The organism is Prevotella sp. AM42-24 (assembly GCF_003461825.1).
Classification (GTDB): Bacteria; Bacteroidota; Bacteroidia; order Bacteroidales; family Bacteroidaceae; genus Prevotella; species Prevotella hominis.
The window spans coordinates 1-3,539 of record NZ_QTXV01000095.1; the positions used below are offsets into that span (position 1 = coordinate 1).

The window sequence follows — 3,539 nt, forward strand, 5'->3', positions numbered from 1 at the left end:
GACTCAAAAATGCCCTATAAACAAGGGTGGGAAACTTTAGTGATATAATATTTGTATAATAATAGTAATGTCGTCCTTGATGACTGTCTGTACTGCTTATGTTCCAATAAAGAACATGTTTCGTAAGCAAAGGTACGAAAAAAATCTAAATAATGTAGCAATTCGTGGCAATAATATGTCTTATTTGCAAAATTTAACACTTGGGAACAGGTGCATTTTGAGCGGAAAAATGGCTTCGAGGTGACACCCTTTCCAATGATACGATTGGCCACCTGTTGAAAACTTGTCGTTACTAAAGCATAAACTTGAATAAAAAAGCCTCGAAATACGAAACAGGCTTCGATAGTCAATGAAGCCTATTTCGTAGAGCAATGAAAGCAGCTTCGTAAGCAGTTGAAGCCTATTGCATTATTCTGATAGAAACTATAAAAAAAGTTGACCACTTTATGCTTTATTAATAATACACGTTGACTCACAGTATTAACGTAACAACTCATGACAATATGGGTGCGGTGTAGGGCGGCGGAATAAGAGTTTGTTATAAAATATTGTTTAAAACGAGTCTATTATGAATATTTTTTGTATCTTTGCAAAAATATAGAAATGGATATTTCTACAATCAATAAAACTATTAGATTTTAATAATTATCAACTTACAGTCATCATGAAAGTTATTCATAGTATCCTGTCCTTTCCCCCTCGATAGCCCTTTCACAGGCCATCGTCTGTTTCCTTTTAGCCTTTAGTCCGGCAGCATATAGTAAAAATATCAATCCTCGCAAAGCAGCGAAGATAGCTCAAAGATACGTCACCTTACCTCAATCCCAAGAGGTAAAGGCAAAATCGAAAGGTTTCTCTCAAACAGCTGATACACTTTATTATATATATAATGACGCCAGGGGAAGCGGATTTGTGATTGTCTCTGGCAACGTATTTCGATGCTAATTCATAATGGTTGCCAAAAAGCACGCCTTCATTTTACATTCTTTCACACGATTTCTTTGGATCGCATACCTCCAAAACTTACCAACCAAGACTCTTTATATGTAATTTTTCTTAAATATATATACAAAATAAAGAAAATATTCTATAAATTGAATTTATTTCACTATATTTGTAGTTGAAATTATAATTGTATGGAAGATATAAACAGAATAAAGCTTGTATTGGTAGAAAACGTACTATTCTTTAATGCCTAAAAAAGAAGACATCAATGATGTAATAGACAGCGATTCTTCCTATAAGGCACAAGGAGAAGCTTTTGCCAAAGTATTAAATGGATGGAAAGAAGATGTCGAACCAAAGATGATGGCTATCAATCAAGGTGTCCATCCAAAAGAATTGATTGCCGACTGGTCTGAAAGTCTATTAGCGAAAACTATGGAGCATAGTGGACTTGTAGATGCTTATGATACCTATGATGTCCTGCTAAACTACTGGGCAGATACTATGCAGGATGACTGTTATATGATTTCCAACGACGGGTGGACTTATCCAGAAGTGAAAGCCATCAAGGTAAAGGAAGTCAAGGAAAAGAAGAACAAGAACAAGAAGGATAATGGCAGCGATACTGAAAGCAATAAGTCTAAGACAAAAGAGATGAGTGAGTACGAAAGTGAGGTAAACGGCTACCTTGCCGAAATGGGTTTTACACTTTAACGAAGAAACAACATGCTTAGTGAAAGTCAAAATATAGAATATAAAGAATCTTGGCGAGACGAATATCTGAAATGGATATGCGGTTTCGCCAATGCACAAGGCGGTCGCATTTTTATCGGTGTGAATGATGAAAAGCAGGTAATAGGTCTGCCTGATGCCAAGAAGCTGATGGAAGACATTCCTAACAAAATTGTCAACTACCTTGGCATCGTGGAAGATGTAAACCTACTTACAGAAGGAGAAAAAGAATACATAGAGATTGTGGTGACACCAAGCAGTATGCCTGTGGCTTACCGTGGTGTTTACCACTATCGTAGTGGTTCTACCAAGCAAGAACTAAAGGGACTGGCATTGCAGAACTTTATCTTGAAAAAGATGGGGTGGTCGTGGGATGATATGCCAGTCGCCGGAGCCACGCTAAACGACATAGACCGTCAAGCTATCGACTACTTCTTGCGTAAAGGCATTGAAGTGGGACGAATTTCGGGTGATGCCTATACTTCATCTACTGAAGCTGTGCTGCGAAGCTTGAACTTGATAACTGAGGAAGGACAACTCAAGCAAGCCGCCCTATTGCTCTTTGGCAAGAATCCCAAGAGATTCTTTGTGTCTTGCGATTTCCGTATCGGCCGTTTCTGTAATGACGAGAGCGACTTGATCACACAGGACGTAGTAGAAGGAAATATCCTGCAAATGGTAAACCGTATCATTGAATTGCTGCGTTCCAAGTACCTTTTGTCCCCCATTCACTACGAAGGGATAACACGTATAGAGCAATTGGAAATACCCGAGGATGTGTTGCGTGAGGCTATTTGCAATGCCATCGTACACCGTGACTATATGGGAGTACATACACAAATGAAAGTATATGACGACTGCATTATGCTTTGGAACGATGGCAAACTGCCAGAAGGCATTGACCAAGAAAAGTTGTTCGCAGAACATGCTTCACAACCTCGCAACCGCAACATAGCCAATGCCTTCTACAAGGCTGGCTTTATCGAGACATGGGGGCGTGGCATTAACAAGATACGTCAAGGCTTGAAAAAGATGGGACTTCCTGAGCCTAAAATCGAGAATCATGTCAGCGGAACATTGATTACCATTTACCGTAATGTCGGTGTAAATGGAACTAATAACACCAATAATGTCGGAAACATGTCGGAAACAAATGTCGGAAACATGTCGGAAACGAACCTTACTGAACGTCAACGGTTTATCTTGTCTTCTATCAAGAAAAATCCGTTAATCACAGGAAAAGAAATGTCGGAAACATTGTCGGTAACACAGCGTACAGTAGAACGCGATTTGTCGGCAATGCAGAAAGCTGGCATCATTCGGCATGAAGGCAAGGTTAATGCAGGTGTGTGGGTGGTGCTTGAAAATACCCAAAATAAAGATTGAAAGGTATGAAAGAAACGAAATACAAAGATACGGAGATAGGAAAGATTCCTGAGGATTGGGAGGTTACATCTATCGGAAAGTTCTGTAATGTAAGACGAGGAGTACACGTGTAACGAAAGAGCAATTAACAGACGAAGGAAGGTATCCTGTATATCAAAACACCAATTACCCTATGGGCTATTTTGATAACTACAATGCGGATGCCAACACCCCATTTGTCATTGTGGGTGGTTCCGCTGGACAAATAGGTTTAAGTAAGGAAAGATATTGGGCTGCTGATGATTGTGCTTTCTTTGCATGCCATGATATTTACAAGGAATACCTATACTATGTCTTGCTTCTTAACCAAAGTAATATTTTGCTCCTATGATACATATTTCCTAAAAATGTACTATCTTTGCAGCATGACAAAGAAATAAAACTATTAGATTTTAATAATTATCAACTTACAGTCATCATGAAAGTTATTCATAGTA

Annotated in this window: 3 protein-coding genes and 1 pseudogene; all 4 read left to right on the top strand. The window is 38.7% G+C overall.

Annotation, left to right across the window (positions count from 1 at the left end; genetic code table 11):
• Window positions 1-768: 768 nt before the first annotated feature.
• Window positions 769-945 (top strand): Spi family protease inhibitor, encoded by a 177-nt coding sequence (locus DW917_RS18210; RefSeq protein WP_370453546.1) that lies wholly within the window; start codon window positions 769-771, stop codon window positions 943-945.
• Window positions 946-1,191: 246 nt separating this feature from the next.
• Window positions 1,192-1,659, top strand: coding sequence for a hypothetical protein (locus tag DW917_RS15655; protein WP_118120217.1), 468 nt, complete (start codon window positions 1,192-1,194; stop codon window positions 1,657-1,659).
• Between the two features lie 12 nt (window positions 1,660-1,671).
• Window positions 1,672-3,063, top strand: coding sequence for an ATP-binding protein (locus DW917_RS15660; RefSeq protein ID WP_118120219.1), 1,392 nt, complete (start codon window positions 1,672-1,674; stop codon window positions 3,061-3,063).
• Between the two features lie 166 nt (window positions 3,064-3,229).
• Window positions 3,230-3,433, top strand: a pseudogene (locus DW917_RS15665) (restriction endonuclease subunit S); the annotation flags it as partial.
• Window positions 3,434-3,539: the final 106 nt, after the last annotated feature.

Excerpts from the sequence above, each read along its gene's own strand:
- DW917_RS15655 (WP_118120217.1), top strand. The coding sequence starts at position 1,192 with ATGCCTAAAAAAGAAGACATCAATGATGTAATAGACAGCGATTCTTCC.
- DW917_RS15660 (WP_118120219.1), top strand. The coding sequence starts at position 1,672 with ATGCTTAGTGAAAGTCAAAATATAGAATATAAAGAATCTTGGCGAGAC.